This window comes from Paractinoplanes ferrugineus, assembly GCF_016862195.1.
Taxonomy (GTDB): domain Bacteria; phylum Actinomycetota; class Actinomycetes; order Mycobacteriales; family Micromonosporaceae; genus Actinoplanes; species Actinoplanes ferrugineus.
In genome coordinates, this window is record NZ_BOMM01000003.1 from 41,611 (window position 1) to 60,311 (window position 18,701).

At 68.9% G+C, this 18,701-nt stretch carries 14 protein-coding genes and 1 tRNA gene; 10 read left to right on the plus strand and 5 right to left on the minus strand.

What is annotated here, in order from left to right; translation table 11 throughout:
• The first annotated feature begins 70 nt into the window (after positions 1–70).
• From Afe05nite_RS02985 to Afe05nite_RS02995, 3 genes are all read left to right on the plus strand, one after another.
• Entirely contained in the window at positions 71–2,194 is a 2,124-nt protein-coding gene (locus Afe05nite_RS02985; protein ID WP_438867482.1) for an ATP-dependent DNA helicase UvrD2, read from the plus strand.
• A 153-nt stretch (positions 2,195–2,347) separates the two neighbouring features.
• Positions 2,348–2,683, plus strand: coding sequence for a hypothetical protein (locus Afe05nite_RS02990; protein ID WP_203815386.1), 336 nt, complete (start codon positions 2,348–2,350; stop codon positions 2,681–2,683).
• Positions 2,684–2,822: 139 nt separating this feature from the next.
• On the plus strand, positions 2,823–3,185 hold the full coding sequence (locus Afe05nite_RS02995) for a WhiB family transcriptional regulator (protein ID WP_203815387.1): 363 nt from the start codon (positions 2,823–2,825) through the stop codon (positions 3,183–3,185).
• 282 nt (positions 3,186–3,467) lie between these two features.
• On the opposite strand, the gene Afe05nite_RS03000 is transcribed toward Afe05nite_RS02995, so the two are convergent.
• The 4 genes from Afe05nite_RS03000 to Afe05nite_RS03015 all read right to left on the minus strand — a co-directional run bounded on the left by Afe05nite_RS03000 (position 3,468) and on the right by Afe05nite_RS03015 (position 7,557).
• A complete protein-coding gene (locus Afe05nite_RS03000) occupies positions 3,468–4,748 on the minus strand; it encodes a M18 family aminopeptidase (protein ID WP_239117507.1) in 1,281 nt (426 codons plus the stop codon).
• Positions 4,749–4,773: 25 nt separating this feature from the next.
• Complete coding sequence (locus Afe05nite_RS03005; protein ID WP_203815388.1) at positions 4,774–6,120, minus strand: ABC1 kinase family protein; 1,347 nt, start codon at positions 6,118–6,120, stop codon at positions 4,774–4,776.
• 83 nt (positions 6,121–6,203) lie between these two features.
• Complete coding sequence (locus Afe05nite_RS03010) at positions 6,204–7,196, minus strand: ubiquitin-activating E1 family protein (protein ID WP_203815389.1); 993 nt, start codon at positions 7,194–7,196, stop codon at positions 6,204–6,206.
• Positions 7,197–7,395: 199 nt separating this feature from the next.
• Positions 7,396–7,557, minus strand: a complete 162-nt coding sequence (locus Afe05nite_RS03015) for a DUF5679 domain-containing protein (protein ID WP_015625326.1) — start codon at positions 7,555–7,557, stop codon at positions 7,396–7,398.
• A gap of 450 nt (positions 7,558–8,007) precedes the next feature.
• Between Afe05nite_RS03015 and Afe05nite_RS03020 the strand changes: the two genes are divergently transcribed.
• Both Afe05nite_RS03020 and Afe05nite_RS03025 read left to right on the plus strand, forming a co-directional pair.
• Positions 8,008–8,541: a M48 metallopeptidase family protein gene (locus Afe05nite_RS03020; RefSeq protein ID WP_203815390.1), complete on the plus strand. Its 534-nt coding sequence runs from the start codon at positions 8,008–8,010 to the stop codon at positions 8,539–8,541.
• A gap of 9 nt (positions 8,542–8,550) precedes the next feature.
• Positions 8,551–9,147 carry a hypothetical protein gene (locus Afe05nite_RS03025; RefSeq protein WP_203815391.1) on the plus strand — a complete coding sequence of 199 codons (597 nt, stop codon included), beginning with the start codon at positions 8,551–8,553 and terminating at the stop codon, positions 9,145–9,147.
• Position 9,148: 1 nt separating this feature from the next.
• Here Afe05nite_RS03025 and Afe05nite_RS03030 read toward each other — a convergent pair whose 3' ends face one another.
• A complete protein-coding gene (locus Afe05nite_RS03030; protein WP_203815392.1) occupies positions 9,149–10,387 on the minus strand; it encodes a zinc-dependent metalloprotease in 1,239 nt (412 codons plus the stop codon).
• 89 nt (positions 10,388–10,476) lie between these two features.
• On the opposite strand from Afe05nite_RS03030, the gene Afe05nite_RS03035 reads away from it, so the two are divergent.
• From Afe05nite_RS03035 to Afe05nite_RS03055, 5 genes are all read left to right on the plus strand, one after another.
• On the plus strand, positions 10,477–11,505 hold the full coding sequence (locus Afe05nite_RS03035; protein WP_203815393.1) for a YlbL family protein: 1,029 nt from the start codon (positions 10,477–10,479) through the stop codon (positions 11,503–11,505).
• Positions 11,506–11,586: 81 nt separating this feature from the next.
• Entirely contained in the window at positions 11,587–14,571 is a 2,985-nt protein-coding gene (locus Afe05nite_RS03040; RefSeq protein ID WP_203815394.1) for a UPF0182 family membrane protein, read from the plus strand.
• 68 nt (positions 14,572–14,639) lie between these two features.
• Positions 14,640–14,713 (plus strand) — tRNA-Met (locus Afe05nite_RS03045).
• Between the two features lie 1,193 nt (positions 14,714–15,906).
• Positions 15,907–16,383, plus strand: coding sequence for a GtrA family protein (locus tag Afe05nite_RS03050; protein ID WP_203815395.1), 477 nt, complete (start codon positions 15,907–15,909; stop codon positions 16,381–16,383).
• Positions 16,380–18,701 carry a glycosyltransferase gene (locus Afe05nite_RS03055; RefSeq protein ID WP_203815396.1) on the plus strand — a complete coding sequence of 774 codons (2,322 nt, stop codon included), beginning with the start codon at positions 16,380–16,382 and terminating at the stop codon, positions 18,699–18,701. Before Afe05nite_RS03050 ends, Afe05nite_RS03055 begins: the two co-directional genes overlap by 4 nt.

Consider the following 18,701-nt stretch of genomic DNA (forward strand, 5'->3'; position numbering starts at 1 on the left):
CCTCTCGGCTGGGTCACATGGCACTCCGCCCTGCGACATAACGTCGGACCGGAGTGCCATGATTCCCGACGTGCTGAGTGATGCGGTGCTGGCCGGGCTCGACCCCGAGCAGCGGACGGCGGTGACCGCCCCGGCCGGGCCGGTCTGCATCCTCGCGGGCGCGGGCACCGGCAAGACCCGGGCGATCACCCACCGCATCGCTTACCGGACCCTCACCGGCGAGATCAGCCCCCGGCACGTGCTGGCCGTGACGTTCACCGCCCGAGCCGCCGCCGAGATGCGGGCCCGGCTCGGAGCGCTCGGGGCGACCGGCGTGCAGGCGCGCACCTTCCACGCTGCCGCCTTGCGCCAGTTGCGCTATTTCGCGCCCCGCTTGCTCGATGGCCGGGCGGTGCCCGAGCTGGTCGAGTCGAAGGTGCGGCTGATCGGTCTCGCCGCCGCCAAGGCCGGCGTGCGCGCCGACCGCACCGGCGCCCGGGACCTGGCCGGCGAGATCGAGTGGGCCAAGTCGTCGCTCGTCGAGCCCGCGGAGTACGCGGTGGCCGCCACCAAAGCGCACCGGGAGCCGCCGCACGAGCCGGCCAGGGTCGCCGAGGTCTTCGCCGCCTACGAGACCCTCAAGCGGCGCCAGGGCGTGATCGACTTCGAGGACATGCTGCGTGCCGTCGTGTGGGGCATCGAGGAACACGCCGACGTGGCCGACGAGATCCGCGCGCAGTACAGGCATTTCGTGGTCGACGAATATCAGGACGTCAACCCGCTCCAGCAGCGCCTGCTCGACGCCTGGCTGGGTGGTCGCGACGATCTCACAGTGGTCGGCGACGCGAGCCAGACGATCTATTCGTTCACCGGTGCCACCTCGGGCTACCTGATCGACTTCGCCCGGCAGCGGCGTGCGGCCGTGGTGGTCCGGCTGGTCCGTGACTATCGCTCGACCCCGCAGGTGGTCGGCCTCGCCAACGCGGTCATCCGGCAGGCGCGCGGCAACGAGGCCCGGCTCCGCCTCGAACTCGTCGGCCAGCGCCCGCCCGGCGCCGAGCCCGAACTGAAGATCTTCCCCGACGAGGCCGGGGAGGCCGCCGCGGTGGCCCGCCGGTGCCGCGAGCTGATCGCCGCCGGCACGCCGGCCAGCGAGATCGCTGTGCTGTTCCGCATCAACGCCCAGTCCGAGGCCTATGAGGAGGCGCTCGCCGAGGCCCAGGTGCCCTACATGGTGCGTGGCGCCGAGCGGTTCTTCGAACGGCCCGAGGTCCGGCAGGCGATGATCGCGTTGCGTGCGGCTGTGCGGTCCACGCCCGGCGAGACCCCGCTGGTGACCGCGGTGGTCGATGCGCTCGCCGCGACCGGCTGGGCGCGCGGGCAACCCCCGACCGGCGGTGCGGCGCGCGAGCAGTGGGAGGCGCTCGCGGCGCTGGTCACGCTGGCCGAGGAATATGAGAAAGCACCCGCACTCCTGCCGATCGGGCAGGCCGGTGCCGTGCAACGGGACGTCACGCTGTCCGCTTTCAACGACGAGCTGGCTCGCCGCGCCGAGCAGCAGCATGCCCCGACCCTGTCCGGTGTGACGCTCGCCTCACTGCACGCAGCCAAGGGCCTCGAATGGGATGCGGTCTTCCTGGTGGGCCTCGCCGACGGCACTCTTCCGACGACGTACGCGAAGACGCCCGACCAGCTCGAGGAGGAGCGCCGGCTGCTCTACGTCGGGGTGACCCGGGCCCGCGAGTGGCTGTGGCTCTCCTACGGCCAGACACGGTCCGGCGGCGGCCGGGCGCGCCGTCCGTGCCGCTTCCTGCCGCAGCTGGAGCGGCATTCACCGACCGAACGGGCGGGTGCCGCCGACCGCAGTCGCAAACCCGACCGTAGGCGCTCTCAGGTGTCCTCCTGCCGCATCTGCGGGGCCACCCTGCTGGCCGGCGCCGATCGCAAGCTGGGGCGCTGCCCGACGTGCCCCTCCGACCTCGATCAGGACCTGCTCGACCGCCTCACCGAGTGGCGTTCGGCGACCGCGGCCGAGCTCAAAGTTCCTGCTTATGTCGTGTTCACCGATGCGACGCTGGTGGCCCTGGCCGAGCGCCGGCCGTCGTCACCGGCCGAGTTGCTGGCGATCGCCGGGATCGGGCCGCGCAAGCTCGGCCAGTACGGCGCCGCGGTCTTTGCTCTCGTGGGCGGCACCACACCCGACACGGCCTCGTAAAAAAACTTTGAAAACTAGTCCGTTAATTCGTTTGCCCTCGCTTGCGCGAGAGGCTTAGCCTCAGTGCACACCTTGCGGGGCGTCCTGCTCTACCGGGTGGCTGAGCACGTAAAACGAACTACGAGCGCAATGCGAATGGAGGAGGTGGCAACGATGGAGATCTACACGATGACGAGTCTGTCGATGCCGCTGACCCTTGCCTGCGCTCCGTCCGCTCTGTTGCCGGTGGCCCCCGTGGCGCCGGCCGCTGAGCGGGCTTGGGTCCCGGCCGAGGCCGTCCGACCGATGGCGATTCTTGCCGCCGAGCGGGCTCCGGTTTCGCGGGTGCACCAGGTCCAGGTCCAGGCCGAGCTGGCCATGGCCCTGCTGCGCACCGACGGGATCAATGGCACCAATGGCACCACCACTGGGTTCAAGGGCTCCAAAGTCTCCACGAAGCGCTACGCGGATGGTGGCAGCGGTGTCCCGCCTCGAGGAAGGCCGGTCTGATTAATCAGACCTCCGGCTCACCTCGAGGCCGCGGAACCCTTACAGGGTCCCGCGGCCTTAATTTTTTGCCGGCTCACCGGTCGGTGTAACACCCGACGATCCAGAAGATCGCTGAAAAAGAGAGAGGTGACCGGGCTTTATGAGTCTGGCGCTGGCCCCGATCGACGTGAGCGTCGACATCGAGGCAAACCTGCCCTGCCGGAAGTTCGACCCGGACCTGTGGTTCTCGGACTCCCCGGCCCAGCTGGAGCTGGCCAAGTCGCTCTGCGGGGAGTGCCCGCTGCGCGTCGAGTGCCTCGCCGGTGCGGTCGAGCGGAACGAGCCCTGGGGTGTCTGGGGCGGCGAGATCTTCGAGCGTGGAGCCGTGGTTCCCCGCAAGCGGCCGCGTGGCCGTCCGCGTAAGGCGGACGTGGCTCGCGACGCCGAGCTCGCCGTGGAGGTCGAGGAGCGGCTCGCCGCGAACGGTCTCGACTCCCGCAACCAGGTCCGCCTCGCGGCCTGAGAACTGTCCCTCCCCGACGGCCATCAGGCCATCAACCGAAAGCTGAGAACGAAATGAACACGAGTGGAGCCAGCAAGATGAGACTTATCCAAGAAGCGCTCTCCAGGGCTCGAATGCCTCGGCCTCAGCGTGACTTCACACCTGAGGCGCACCGCCCCGCTCGCCTGGTAGCCATGCGAGCTCAGCACCGGGCTTCCCGCGAACTCGGCGGCGGTCGCTTCTGATTGCTGAAATGAGTTGAAGGCCCGTCCGCGTTCGACGCGGACGGGCCTTTCTTCACGTCTACGGCAGGCCGGTGAAGAAGACCTCGGCGGCGGCGGACAGGCGGCCGGGGTCGGCCACGTGGCACAACTCCCGGGCCGAGTGCATCGACAGCACCGGCGTGCCCACGTCCAGCGTCGGGATCCCCAGGCGGGTCGCGGTGATCGGGCCGATGGTGGAGCCGCACGGAACCGCGTTGTTGGAAACGAACTCCTGGAACGGCACACCCGCCTTGTCGCAGGTGCGGGCCCACAGCGCGGCGCCGATCGCGTCGGTCGTGTAGCGCTGGTTGGCGTTGATCTTCAGAAGTGGGCCGCCACCCGCGATCGGGCGGTTGGCCGGGTCGTGGCGTTCCGGCCGGTTGGGGTGCACGGCGTGACCGGCGTCGGCTGACAGGTGCCACGAGGCGAAGATCGCTCGGGCCAGGTCGTCGCGGGTGCCGCCGAGCGCCGACGAGACGCGCTCCAGAACCGTCGCGAGCAGCGGGCCGGCCGCGCCGGACCGGCTTTCCGAGCCGATCTCCTCGTGGTCGAAGGCGGCCAGCACCGCGATCGCCGGACCGGGCGCCGCGCGCAGCAGTGCGGTCAGGCCGGCGTGCACCGACGACAGGTTGTCCAGACGGGCCGCGGCGAACAGCGAATCGTCGGCACCGAACCGGGCGGCGGGTGTCGAGTCGACGGTCACCACGTCGAAGCCGCCCACGTCGTGAGCCGAGGACAGGCCGGCCAGATGGGCCAGGTGGGTGAGCACGTCGGGTCCGGACACCCCGAAGATCGGCTGGGTGTCGCGCTGTTTGTCGGGGGTGAACCCGGTGTTGACCTCGCGATCCAGGTGGACGGCCAGGTGCGGGATGCGGGCGAACGCGCCGGTGCGCACCAGATGGACGATGCCGTCCCGGTCGACCAGGCGGCCCGCGAACTCCAGTTCGCGGTCGAACCAGGAAGCGATGATCGGCCCGCCGTAGACCTCGACGCCGGCCTGGAGCCAGCCGTTCGAGGTGAGTGCCGGCTTCGGCTTCAGCTTGAACGTCGGCGAATCGGTATGCGCGCCGAGGATGCGGAACGGGGTGGCCGGGCCGGCCTGGGCGGGCAGCGCCAGCGCGATCACCGCACCGTCGCGAACCAGCACGAGTTTGGCTCCCGGCCGCACGATCTCGTGCCAGTCGGACCTCTCGTCGAGGGTGGCATAACCCGCGTCGTCCAGCCGGCGGGCCACCTCGGCCGCCGCATGGTACGAACTGGGCGAGGCCGCGATGAAGCTTCCAAGGTCGTCGATGTGGCCGGTGGCATCCATGCCCCTCATCGAATCATGGTCGGCCCCGTGTTGGTCAGGCGACCGGCGCAAACCCCGGAAGCCACTTCTCGACGATCGCGCGGTAGGGCGCCTCGGCTTCGAGCTGGCACAGCACCCCGATCGATCCCAGGGTGACTCGGTGGATCATCAGGTAGGACGGCGGCAGGTTGAGCTTGCGACTCAACTGGTAAGCCGGGGAGCGTGGGCTGGTCAGCCGGGTCGCCTCGCCACGCAGCCAGGAGCGGGTGAACTGGAATTCGTCGACGGCCAACGGCTCGATCATCGGCCGCAGGAAAGTCAGCACCGCCTCGGCGTCGACCTCGTCGTCGGGCTTGATGAAGCCCTCCTCGCGCAGCCCGTCGACGACCGCCTCGGCCTCGCCGGCCAGGGCGAGCCGCACCAGCCGGCCGATCAGCTCGGGATGCCCGTCGGGAAGACGGGCCACGGCGCCGAAGTCGATCACGGCGAGCCGGCCGTCGGGCAGCATGCGGAAGTTGCCGGGGTGCGGGTCGGCGTGCAGCAGGCCGGCCCGGGCCGGCGCCGAGAAGTGCAGGGTGGCCATGAGTCGCCCGGCCTCGTCGCGCTCCTCCCGGGTGCCCTCGCTGATCACCCGGGCCAGCGGGGTGCCCTCGACCCACTCGGTGATCAGCACGCGCTCGGCCGAGGCGATCACCCGCGGGACGAAGATCTCTTCGTCGCCGGCGAACGCGTCGGCGAAGGCCGTCTGGGTCTCGGCCTCCATCGCGTAGTCGAGCTCCTCGGTGATGCGCTCACGCAGCTCGGCCAGCAGCGGCTTGATGTCCATGCCGGGCTGGATGATCTTGAACATGCCGGCCAGCAGGGACAGCTGCTTCAGGTCGGCCAGCAGCGCGTCGCCGGCTCCCGGGTATTGCACCTTGACCGCGACCGGGATGGTCTTGGGCTTCGCGTTCTTGCGGGCCGGGGGCAGTTTCCACAGCGCGCGGTGCACCTGGCCGATGCTCGCGGCGGCGGCCGGGACGTCGTCGAACTCGGCGAACTTGTCGCGCCAGTCCGGGCCCAACTGCTCGGCGAGCGCCTTGTGCAGGCTGGCCACCGGCATCGGCGGCGCGGCCTCCTGAAGCTTGTTGAGGGCCTGCCGATAGGGGCCGGCCATCTCTTCGGGCATGGCGGCCTCGAAGACCGACAGCGCCTGGCCGAACTTCATCGCTCCGCCCTTGAGCTGGCCGAGGACGCTGAACAGTTGCTCGGCCGTGCGCTGCTGGATGTCGGTCGCGATGACGTCGGAGGCGATGCCGACCGCGCGCTTGCCGAGCCCCAGGGCGGCGCGCCCGGCGAAGCCCAGGGGCAGCGCGGCCAGCTTCGCGGTGCGGGAGGCAGCACGACGTGGAATGTCGGTCACCAGATCATTGTGACCGACGGTTCGCCGAGCGTCCGCCTGCCTGCGTGGCCTTCGCCCGCTTATGGGCAAAAAGATCGGATAAGTCATTGCCGGGCGCAGGGGCAAGACGGGTGCGCGGGCCAGGTGCGTCGGCGGACACGGCCGGGACTGGTGAGCTCGATCGTGGCGCCGGCGGTCGGCGGCCGGCCACCGTCGAGGAAGGCCAGCACCTCCCCGGCCGCGAACGCGGTGGCGGCCAGCAGTGTGGTGACCGCGCAGGGCTCCGGAACGGACGCGGTCGCCGGCGGGCCGGGCCAGGTCGAGTCGCGATCTTTACGGTGCAGGTCGAGACAGTTGAGGCACGGCTGCCCGGACGCCGGCACGAGCGGGCCGATCACCACCGCGCCCTCGCGGATGGTAACGGTCAGATGAGCCTGCCGGCGGGCGGCCATGGCGGCGGCGAGCAGGTTGACGGGCTGGTCGTGGTCGAACTGGACGACCAGGTCGGCGGGGCCCTGCCGACCGCCGGTCGGGCCGGTCACGCGGGATATCGCGTCACTGATCGCGGCCCGCCGGGGCCGCCCGACGTCGGACGCGCGAAGTGGGCCGCCGGCCAGCTCGCCCGGCCGGACCGCGCCGGCCACGTCGGGGTGCACGTGCCCCACGCCGGCCTCGACCAGCGTCACCGCGATGCCGGCGGCGAGCCGGCCCTGACCGGCGAGAACCACCTGGGCGGTCTGGCGGCGGCGCAGGACGTCGGCCGGCGGACCGGAGTCGCGCAGCGCGAGAGCGGCGGCCTCGCCGGTGAGATGGTCGGTCCGGCCCTTCGGCAACAGCGCCGACCGGGGCAGGACGAGGCCGGCCTGCTGCAACGTCGCCAACAGGGAACGGCACTCGTCGGCCGGGACGCCGAGCTCGGCGGCGCGGAGCACGACCAGACGCTCCGATCGGGTGCCGTCGAGCAGGTCGAGGACCTGGGCGACCCGGCGGTCGGGAAGCTGGAGCAGCAGGGCCCGAGCCGGGTCGGAACCGATCTGCAGCTCGGCGGGGCCACGCCAGAGCCGAGGCAGGCCGGGGATGAGGGTGGGACGGTTCACGGTGACAGCGTGTCACCGACGGCATGCGGAGTGAATTGGTTGTCCACAGGGCCGGCGCGCCCGCGGAACGGGTTGTCCACAGCTACGAGCTAGTTATCCACAGGCTCTGCCGGTCGTCCACAGATTACTCAACGTGTCGGCTCCGACACGGTTATGGGTAGAGCGGCACCCCTGGCACCGCTCTACCCGTAAGCGTGAATCAGGCCTTCGCCTTGCCGAGGATCCGGTTCACGGTCGTGCCACAGACCGGGCACTTGCCCTTGGCCATGTTCATGCCGGTCTTCGAGACCTCCACGGTGCCCTGGAAGTCGCGCTTCTCCTTGCACTTCACGCAGTAGCCGTTGTACGTGTTGTCGGCCACGGTTCCTCCTAGTCGTGTCGTCGGCCGGGCTTTCGCAGCTTGTCGCTGGCCCTCCCGGCCACGTGGATGTGTGGCCTCCCGCCAGTGGCCGTCACTACCCATGTCCGGCCCATTCCATGTCTGGCCGGTCAAGTCGGTACGGCGCCGGCGGTGTCGCCGCCGTCGTGAGTGTGCCGGGAGAAAACGCCCTTTTCGCGAAGTTCCGCCTAAACACGCCGAGAATTACCGGCAAACGTGATCAAAGCGGACTTTCCACGCGTTTTGTCAGCATCGTGACGTGCGCTAGGTTGGCAAATCCGTGCGGATGTTGCGGCCCGGAAAATTTTTTCGGTTATACCGGGAGCAAGCGCACATATCCGGCGCGTGTCATCGGCCGTACCCTTGCGGTGACATGGGTCTCACGGTTTAGCGTCTCAACGTGAACCCGAATCCGGGCCGCGCGAGCCGGTAATGGCCCGGACGCGTAAGCCTGTCGTCGAAGTGCGGCGCAGCCAGCGCCGGCGTCGGACGGTGTCCGCATATCGAGACGGCGAGCGCGTGGTCGTCCTCATCCCCGACCGGTTCTCCCGGGCCGAGGAGACGGAGTGGGTCGAGCGGATGCTCGCCCGGCTTGCGGCCCGCGAGGAACGCATCCGCCGCACCGACGACGAATTGCTGGCCCGGGCCCGCCGCCTGACCAGCCGCTACCTGGGCGATCACGCGCACCGGGTGGCCCCGGCAAGCGTTCGCTGGGTGACCAATCAGAACGGGCGCTGGGGCTCCTGCACTCCCGACGACGGCACGATCCGCATCTCCCACCGCATTCAGGAGATGCCCGACTGGGTGATCGACTACGTGCTGTTGCACGAGTTGTCCCACCTGGTCGTGCCCAGCCACAGCGCCGACTTCTGGGAGCTGGTGAGCCGCTTCCCCAAGGCCGAGCGCGCCCGCGGCTACCTCGAGGGCATCTCCGCCGCCACCGGCCTGGTTCTCAGCGACGACTAGGGTTGGCCCGTGGTCCGACGGGTTGTTGCGGCGCTTCTGGTCCCGGTGACGTGGAGTCCGCCCGGGGTTGATCAGCGGGCCTGGCGCTCCGCTCTCGCCGAGGACGTGGTCGACCTGCTGGCGCGGCTCGCCCAGGCCGAGGCGGCCATCGCCGCCACCGCCGGCGACCGGGCACTGGCCGAGGAGATCGCCTGGCCGGGCATGCGGATCTACGAGGTGCCGTCCGCGACCTATCTGCCGGTCCTGGCCGCGGCCGCCGCCGACGGCTTCGACCAGGCCGCTGTCATCGCGGCCGACGCGCCCGACATGCCCGGGATGATCCTCGGGAAACTGCTCCAGCCGCTCGACGGCAAAGCGGTGACGGTTGCCCCGGGCGGCCCTGGAAACGGCCTGATGGGCGTGGCTGCCGGGCTGCCGGTGCCCGAGTGGCTGGTCGACTGCGAGCTCGACAGCGCTTCCGCTCAGCTCCTGCGCAAGACCGCGCCGCGCCCGGGCGACGTCGGCTCCACCCCGGAGTGGCGCCGGCTTCGCGGGGCCGCCGAGCTGGCCACGCTCGACCCCGCCCTGGAAGGCTGGGAGAACACCCGAGCCCTCCTGGGCGGTTGAGCTATTTCTCCTCGGGACCCTTGTCGAGGTCGTCGAGCTCGCTGATGTCCCACTCGCTGCTGCCCTGGGCGAAGACCTGCGGGTCGGCGAAGTCCTCGTCGGTCGGCAGCAGGTCGGGGTGACCCCAGAGAGCGTCCCGGCCCTGGATGCCCCGCTGCTCGGTGACCGCCGACCACAGCGCGCCGGCCTCCCGCAGACGACGCGGGCGCAGCTCGAGGCCGACCAGCGCGGCGAAGGTCTGCTCGGCCGGGCCACCGGCGGCCCGGCGCCGGCGGAACGCCTCGGCCAGCGAGGCGACACTCGGCAGGCGGTCGGCGACAGCCGAGTCGACGACGTGGCCGACCCAGCCCTCGATCAGCGCGAGCGCCGTCTCGAGGCGGGCCAGACTCGCCTTCTGCTGCGGCGTGTCCTCCGGCGTGAAGATGCCTTCGAGGGCCATGGCCTGCATCGACTCGGGATCGCTCGGGTCGACGCGGCTCATCGCCTCCTCGATCGCCTCACGGTTGACCGTGATGCCGTTCGCGTAGGTCTCGACGGCGGTCAGCACGTGTGCCCGCAGCCACGGGACATGCCCGAAAAGGCGCTGGTGGGCGGCCTCGCGCAGAGCCACGTACAGCCGGACCTGGTCTTCCGGAAGCTCCAGGCCCTCGCCGTACGCCTTGATGTTGGCCGGGACCAACGCGGCCGTGCCGGTCGGTCCGAGCGGGAGGCCGATGTCGCCCGCCGAGAGCACCTCGGCGGCGAGCTGACCCAGCGCCTGCCCGAGCTGGCCGCCGAAGAGCGCGCCACCGAGCGTGGCCACCATCGACTGCATCGGGCCGAGCTGGGCTTTCGCCTCGTCGGGCACGAGGTCGCCCATCGCGCCGACCATCCGCCCGGCGATCGGATCGCAGAGCTTCTTCCAGACCTCGAGAGTGTTGAAGATCCACTCGTTGCGGTTCCACGCGGCGGCGACCCGAATGCCGCTCGGCAGCGCGGAGACAGGGTCGAGCCACAGGTCGGCGAGGCGGAGGGCCTCCTCGACATGATGGCGCTCATACATGGTCACGGCCGGGTCGCCGGAGCCGGCCAGCTGACTTGCCGCGACCTGCCGGGCGAGGTCCCAGTTGACCGGACCGTTGTCGGGGCCACCGGCGAACATCTGCTGCAGCTGGGCCATGAACTGCTGCATCTGCTGCGGGTCGGAGGGGTCGGGCGGCTGGGCGCCCGGCAGTGAGAAGCCGAACGGGATATCAGGCACGTGTCAACCGTACGCGCGAAACGCCCGCTTCGGACCTAGGGCGGAGTCAGCTCAGAGAGAACTCAGGGTAGGGCGATAGTCTCACGCGCATGAGACGTCGCGGTGTCACCGTCATCCTCGGCGCCCTGCTCACCGCGCTGCTGGCAGTCGGTGTCATGGCTGCCCCCCTGCCGTACGTCGTGCTGAAGCCGGGGCCCACGGTGAACACCCTTGGTTCCAGCAACGGCGCCGAGGTGATCCAGGTGACGGACGCGAAGACCTCGACCTCGGCCGGTCAGCTGCGGCTGACCACGGTGAACGTGCAGTCGCAGGTGGAGCTGGTGTGGGCGATCAGCGGGTGGTTCAGCCACAAGGACGCGGTCGTGCCGCGCGCCTTGATCTACCCGCCCGACACCACCGAGAAGCAGGTCGAGGCGCAGAACGCGCAGGAGTGGACCGAGTCGCAGAACAGCGCGGTCACGGTGGCCCTGACCAAGCTCGGCTACCCGGTGCAGACCGTGGTCAAGAACGTGACCGCGGGCGGCGCGGCGACCGGGCTGCTCGAGGCCGGTGACGTGCTCACCGCCGTCGACGACACCAAGATCACCGATCCCGGCAAGCTGACCGACGTGGTCCGCGGCAAGTCGGTCGGCACCACGTTCACGGTCGCCTACACCCGTGCGGGCAAGGCCGGCACCGCCCGGATCACGACCAAGGCGACGGGTGACGACAAGACCCCGCGCCTCGGCATCGAGATCGAGAAGAAACAGCCGTACCCGTTCAAGATCAAGATTGATCTTGACAAGATCGGCGGACCGAGCGCCGGCCTCATGTTCACCCTCGGGATCATGGACAAGCTCGAGCCGGCGGATCTGACCGGCGGCAAGATCATCGCCGGGACCGGCACCATCGACGACGAAGGCAACGTCGGACCGATCGGTGGCATCCCGCAGAAGCTGGTCGGCGCCAAGAGCGCCGGCGCTCAACTGTTCCTGGTGCCGAAGGACAACTGCGCCGAGGCCCTCAAGAACGCGGTCGACGGACTCCCGATGGCCGAGGTGGCCACCGTGGACGACGCGCTCACCGCGCTCAAGACGTTCACCTCCGGCGGCACCCCGAAGCCCTGCTCAGCGTCCTGACAGATGTCGTAATGTGAGACACCGCCGCCCAAATGATGTGTGGAGCCCACGTTGGTGATGCGTAACAGTCCGCTACCGAGGATGAGCCGGCGCGGTCGCGTCACTGTCGGCGTCCTGGTCGGGGTCTTCCTTCTATTCACGCTGCTCGGTTGGGGAATCGACGCCTATACGGACTACCTCTGGTTCCATGAGGTGGATTTCGTCAACGTCTTCTCCGGCGTACTGATTACTCGACTGCTTCTTTTCCTGGTCATCGGCCTGGCCGTGGCACTGATCATCGGCGCCAACCTCTACCTGGCGTACCGATTGCGCCCCCTGCTCCGGCCGCACTCGGCCGAACAGGCGACGCTCGAGCGCTACCGCATGGTGATCGGCCCGCGCCTGGGCACCTGGATCTCCGTACTCTGCGTGATCATCGGTTTCTTCGCCGGCCTGTCCGCCCAAGGCCGCTGGAAAGACTGGATGCTCTTCCAGAACGCCCAGCCGTTCGGCGTCACCGACCCGCAGTTCAAGGTGGACATCGGGTTCTACGTCTTCGAATACCCGCTCTGGCGCTACCTCCTCGGCGTCGCCTTCACCGCGGTCGTGCTCTCGGTGCTCGGCTCGCTCGCCGTCCACTACATCTTCGGCGGCGTGCGCCTGCAGGGCGTCGGCGACCGGATGACGACCGCCGCGCGGGCCCACCTGACCACGTTGGTCGCGGTCTTCGTGCTGCTCAAAGCGGTGGCGTACGTTCTCGACAGGCGTGCCCTGCTGCTCGAGCAGCACGTATCCCCGGGGTTGTACGGCGCCGGCTACACCGACGTCAACGCGCTGCTCCCGGCCAAGGAGATCCTCGCGTACATCTCCATCGTGGTGGCCATCGCGATCATCATCTTCTCCAACGCGGGCATGCGAAACCTGGTGTGGCCGGGCATCTCGCTGGCGCTGCTGGCCATCTCGGCCGTCGCGATCGGCGGCATCTACCCGCTGGCCGTGCAGAGCTTCTCGGTCAAGCCCAGCCTCGCCGACAAGGAAGCGCCGTACATCCAGCGGTCGATCAACGCGACCCGCGACGCGTTCGGGTTGAACACCACGAAGATCGCGCAGTATCAGGCCAACAACGTGACCCCGCAGGAAGGGCTGAGCAGCGACACCAGCGCGCAGAACGCCCGGCTCGTCGACCCGCAGCTGGTGTCGCAGGCGTTCACCCAGTCGCAGCAGTCCCGCGGCTTCTACGACTTCGGCAAGAAGCTCGACGTCGACCGCTACACGGTCGGCAACACGACCTCCGACTACGTGGTCGGCGCCCGGGAGATCAACGACGACAAGCTGACCCCGCAGCAGCGCAACTGGATCAACCGGCACACCGTCTACACGCACGGCTACGGCCTCGTGGCGGCGCCCGCCAACCAGGTCGTCTGCGGTGGTCTGCCGTACTTCGTCTCCGGCTTCCTCGGTGACGACCGGCAGGCGAACTGTTCGTCGGCGACCGACCAGATCCCGGTCCAGCAGCCGCGCATCTACTTCGGTGAGCAGTCCACCGAATACGCGATCGTCGGCCAGGAGGACAAGGCCCGCAACGTCGAGTTCGACCGGCCGCAGGTCAGCAACAACAACGCCGAGGAGCTCTACACCTACGACGGCAAGGGCGGCGTCGCGATCGGCTCGTTCTTCCGCCGGTTGGTCTTCTCGGTGAAGATGACCGAGAGCAACTTCCTGCTCTCCGACGCGGTCAACTCCAAGTCGAAGCTGATGTACATCCGTGATCCGCGCTCCCGGGTCGAGAAGGTCGCGCCCTTCCTGACCATCGACGGCGACCCGTACCCGGCCGCCGTCGACGGCCGGATCGTGTGGATCCTCGACGGATACACGACGTCGCAGAGCTACCCGTACTCCCAGAAGATCAACCTGGCCAACGAGACCAAGGACGAACTGACCGGGCAGGGGCAGTTCGCCCTCGCCCGCGACGACGTCAACTACATGCGCAACTCGGTGAAGGCCACCGTCGACGCGTACGACGGCACGGTCAAGCTGTACCAGTTCGACGACAAGGACCCGGTCCTCAAGGCCTGGAACAAGGCGTTCGGCGGCGACCTGATCGTCCCGAAGGCGGAGATCCCGCCCTCGCTCGCGGCGCACTTCCGTTACCCGCAGGACCTCTTCAAGGTGCAGCGCAACCTGCTGACCAAGTTCCACGTCACCGACCCGCGGGCGTTCTTCTCCGGCCAGGACTTCTGGCAGGTGCCGAACGCGCCGGACGCGCCGTCGAGCAACGTCAAGCAGCCGCCGTACTACCTGAACCTCAAACTGCCCGAGCAGGACGACACGAGGTTCCAACTGACCGCCGCGGTCACCCCGTTCAACCGGGAAAACCTGGCGGCGTTGGTCTCCGGCTCCTACGTCAACAACCAGCCGACCTTGCAAGTGCTCGAATTACCCGACCAGACGGTCATCCCCGGCCCGGTGCAGGTCCATCAGAAGATGACCAACAACGCCGCGGTCAGACAGCAGCTGAGCCTGCTGTCGACGAACAACAGCCAGGCCCAGGTCCTCTACGGCAACCTGATCTCGCTGCCGGTGGAAAGCGGCATCCTGTACGTCGAGCCGGTCTACGTGAAGACCGGCAACCAGGAAACCGCGGCCCCGTTGCTGCAGAAGATCCTGATGTCGTACGGCGACGGCGGCACCTACGTGGTCCTCGCCGACAACCTCAAATCCGGCCTGCAAGCCCTTGCCAACCAGGGCAAACAGGCAGGCAACAACGCCGGCACCGGTAACCCGGGCAACACCGGCAACACGGGTAACACCGGCGGCGCCCCGCCGGCCACCCTGCCGACCGAACTCGCCCAAGCCGCCTCCGAACTCGACACGGCCATCCAGAACGTGAAGACCGCCCAGCAGTCCGGCGACTTCGCGAAATACGGTGAAGCCCTGTCCGCCCTCGACGCGGCCATGAGCAAGTTCCAGAACGCCCAGAAGGGCGCCAACGGCACCACGCCGTCGGCCAACCCCTCCGGCACACCCGCCCCCAGCGCCGGGGCGAGCACACCCGTCAACCCCGCCCCCAGCGCCAGCGGCGGATAACGTGACGCGCGCAACCCGGAGGCCGTTTTGCAGGCGGCCTCCGGGTTGCGCTAGTGTTAACAAGCCGACGCGGGGTGGAGCAGCTCGGTAGCTCGCTGGGCTCATAACCCAGAGGTCGCAGGTTCAAATCCTGTCCCCGCTACGAGTCCTAGGGGCCTTCTGTCCGCGGAGAACGCGGAGCAGGGGGCCTCTTCGCATTTCTTCCTGGGGGCCGAGCCCCCAGACCCCCACGGTGCGATGGTTGCGCGTGGCTCGCTTCGCATCGGGGTGGCTCGCTTCGCATCGGGAGTGAGTGGGTGGGTGGCGAGGGCTGGGTGCTTGGCTTGCGGGGTGTTTTGCCTGTCGGCACGCTGCTACTGCATGCCTGGTGAGGGTCTTTTGGGCTAGCTCGGGTGCTGCCTGCTGACTCGCTTCGGTTCTGGGCCCTGCGTGCATGCCTACCTGCTGGCTGGCAGCAGGGGCTGCTCCGCCGCGCCGCGACCAGCGCGACTCGCCGCGCTGCGACCCGCCCGCTCTGCCTGCCCCACCCCGCCTGCCCCGCTCTGCCTGCCCCCGCCCGGCTGGCTCGGCTCGGTCTGCCTGCTCTCCTCGGCACCCGGCCGGCCCCGCTCGATCCCTGACTGACCAGCTCAGTCGCCCGGCGCGGTCCTACTGATTTGCCCGGCCTACGCCCTGGCCTACGCCCCAGCCCCGGCCCGGCTTGCCCGGCCCCGGCCCAGGCCCTCGCGCCGGCTCTGCCCGCGCCCGGCCCGGCTTGCCCGGCCCCGGCCTGTCCGGCTTGGCCAGATGGCGCTGGCCCCTGGTGGTGGCGGGGCGGGCGTCTTTCGGGGCTGTTGGGTGAGGCGGTCTCGTGGCGGCTGTTGGCCTGGGTCTGTTTGTGCGGCGGGTCCGGGGCATCTGCTGGTAGTGGCTGGAGTCGGTCTGTGGGGGCTGGTGGCTGGTGGCTGGTGGGGGTCTGGGGGCGCGGGACGGGGGGTTGGCTGGTGAGGGTCTGGGTGTTCGTGCTGGTGGCGGGCGGGGATCGGGTGGGCCGGCGGGTGGGTGGGGGTCTGGTGTGGAGAGAGGGCGGGTTCTGGTGTGGAGGGTGGGCGGGCGGAGGGGATCGGGAGAACGTGCAATTTTTGGGAACGGGTGGGTTGTCTTTTCTGGGTGGATGGGATGTCGGGAAAGTCCCGTGGGAAAGGGCGGGTGCGGCTTGGTTTGTCGGGTGGCGTAATGCGTCTGCTATGTGTGCGTCCAAGGGGTGTAACACGGTGTGCTTGACCGTGAATTGTGGGATGGGCAATCTGGGGAGGTGATTTATCTGCCAGTTTCGATTATTGCGTCTCGGGCTCGTTGAGCAGCTATTTTCGCAACTGTTCATCAGGGGGTGACGGGGCGGTGCCGGGAAACGTGGATTTATTTCGGGTTCATCGGGGGCGCATTCTTCGGTTCGCGCTGGTCGGTGGGTTCTGCTTTGTGGTGCAGTACGCCGTGATGATCGGTCTGCGCCGAATTGGCATTGATCTTTCGGTGGCGAACGCGGTGGGGTTCGCGGTTTCCGCGCAGCTCAACTTTGTGCTCAGTTCGGTGTTCACCTGGGGTGGCGGGGCTCGGCTGTCGTGGCTGCGGTGGGCGTCCTACAACTCGACTGCCCTGCTTGGACTGGCGGTCAACACGGTGGTCTTCAGCACTGTCCACAGTGCTGTGGGCGTACCGCTCGCCGCGGTCCTCGGGGTCGGGTCGGGTGCGGTCTTCACCTATCTGGTCTGCAACTTCCTGATCTTCAAGGTGCGCCGGGTGCCGGTCGCAGAAGCGGAGATTCCGGCATGACCGCGATGGCTGTTCCGGTTCGGCTGGCGGTGCGCACCTACACCGATGGTGTCGCGGTGGTCATGCCGGCCTACCACGAGCAGGACAATCTGACGGCGACGGTGACCGACTTCCTGCGTACGCTCGAGCAGGCCGGGCTTCCGCACGCGGTGGTGGTGGTCGACGACGGCAGCTCGGACCGGACCGGTGCGGTTCTGGACGCGCTCGCGGCCGCCAACCCGGGGCGGGTCGTCGCGGTCCACCACGAGGTCAACCAGGGGTACGGGGCGGCCGTGCGCAGCGGGATCGCGGCCGCGCTGGAGCAGACCGAGCTGCGCTGGGTGCTGCTCACCGACTCGGACGGGCAGTTCCGCAGCGACGACCTCGTCGAGTTTCTCGAGGTGCGGCGGCGTGAGCGGGCGGACGCCGTGGTCGGCTACCGCGAACAGCGGGCGGATCCGTGGCGCCGGCGGTTGAACGCGTGGATCTGGACCTGGCTGTGCCGGATCGTGCTGCGGGTGCCGAGCCGCGACGTGGACTGCGCGTTCAAGCTGATCGACCGGCGGCTGCTCGAGGGAGTGCGGTTGACCGGGGAGGCGGCGGCGATCTCGCCGGAGCTCCTGGCCAAGCTCACCGCCCGGGAGGCGCGGCTGGTGGAGCATCCGGTGCGGCACCATCCACGCCTGCACGGTGAGCAGACCGGCGCCAAGTTGTCGGTCATCGCCCGGTCGCTGGCCAGCCTGGCGAGCATCTACGGGCAGATGGTGTGGGCGCCGGACAAGCAGTCGTGGGTGCGGCGGCTGTTGCGCCCCAAGGATCCGCTGCTGACCCTGGTCACCGTGGCCGCCGTTCTGCTGTCGGTCGGCGGATATCTCTACTTCCGGCATCAGGGCGTGGTGCTGGCGTACAAGGATGCCAACTCGCACCTGCTGATCGCGCGGCGCGTGCTCGAGAGCCCGACCGCCGGCGCCGCCCAGCTCGGTGGCGTGTGGCTGCCTCTGCCGCACCTGCTCGCGCTGCCTCTGGTGTGGAGCGACGCGCTCTACCAGAACGGGCTGGCCGGTGCGGTCGTCTCGATGATCGCCTTCGTTTTCACGGTGCGCTATCTCTACCTGCTGGGGGCGTCACTGGCGCGCAGCCGGTTCGCCGGGATCGCCACCGCGATGCTGTTCGCGGTCAACGCCAACGTGCTTTATCTGCAGTCGACGGCGATGACCGAGAGCCTGCTGTTCGCCTGCATCGTGGCGACCATTTACTACCTGCACGAGTGGTGCCGATTCGGGCGGTACAAGGATCTGATCGCTACCTCGCTTGCGATCTTCCTGGCCACGCTGACGCGCTATGAGGGCTGGGTGCTGTGCCTGGCGGCACTGGCCGTGGTGACGTACACGGAGTTGCGGCGGCATCGGAGCTACATCCGTACCGAAGCCTCTTTCATCTTTTTCGGCTTCATCGCCTTTGCCGGCATCGCCGGGTGGTGTGTCTGGAACTTTGTGATCTTCCGGAATCCGCTGTACTGGAAGTTCGGCGAATACGCCGATTCGTCGTTGTGGGTCAAGAGCGGGGAAAAGGCCGTCGGCGACCTGGGGGTGGCCACCCGGACCTATTGGCTGGCGGCCGAGCACAACATCGGCCTGGCCACGCTGGTTCTGGGGGCGCTCGGGGTGGTCGCCTACGTGGCCCGTTACCGCCTGCGGTCGGAGGCGGTCGCGGTCTATCCGCTGCTGTTCTTCGGCGTCTTCTTCATCTATGCGTTGTATGCCGGCGAGCGGCCGTTGCACGTCAAGGAGATCAGCGGCGAACTGTACAACGTCCGGTTCGGGCTGATCATGCTGTTGCCCGCGTCGATCTTCGCCGGTTATCTGATCGGCCTGGTGCCGTCGGTCGTGCGGCGGCCCGAGCTGGTCCGCGCGGCCAAGGGCGTCGCCGCGGCGGGGGTGCTGGCCACCGCGCTGGCCGTGCCGGGCGTCGTCACGCTCGACGAGGCGGTCGAGTTCCGGGGCAGCCAGTGGGAGTCGGCGAACGCCGCCGCGTCCGGGTGGCTCCGCGAGCATCACGACGGCGGGCTCACGCTGATGATGTCCTACGAGAACGAGTCGGTCACCTTCGACTCGAAGATCCCGACCCAGCGGATCGTCTACGAGGGCAGCTACCAGATGTGGGAGCCCGCGCTGCGGGACCCGGCCGCGCACCGCATCGAGTGGATCTACATGCGTGGGCTGCCCGGCTCGGAAGACCTGGTGTTCAAGCAGCTCCACGGAACTCCGCAGCTCACCAGGTCGTACGACCTGGTCTACAGCGCGGGCGATCGGATGATCTATCACCGGAAGGAGCAGTAG